Annotated in this window: 1 protein-coding gene; it reads right to left on the reverse strand. The window is 56.5% G+C overall.

Features of this window, described 5'->3' with window-relative positions; translation table 11 throughout:
- On the reverse strand, positions 1-232 hold a 232-nt coding region (locus JAO29_RS23280; RefSeq protein WP_334270669.1), incomplete at its 3' end, for a hypothetical protein.
- Positions 233-253 lie beyond the last annotated feature (21 nt).

Here is a 253-nt window from a genome sequence, read left to right on the forward strand (position 1 = left end):
CGGCAAACACCTCCAATAGAGAGAACACCGCCGGGTGCCCCAGGTCTCGATTCTGAGACCTGGGATTTTGCAGAACCTCACCCAATCCAAATCGCCTTCCCGAAGGTGGCATCCTGAGCGAAGCCTCTCGCAGCTCCATCGCGAGAGACTTCGCAGGATCTGCGGTTCCCTCTGCACAGGCACTTATAAAGAACTCAGCCCGAAACGGCCTCGCCTGAGGCAAATCACTCATAAAGAGTCTGGACAGCCGAAC

Source organism: Edaphobacter sp. HDX4 (genome assembly GCF_036877565.1).
GTDB lineage: Bacteria > Acidobacteriota > Terriglobia > Terriglobales > Acidobacteriaceae > Edaphobacter.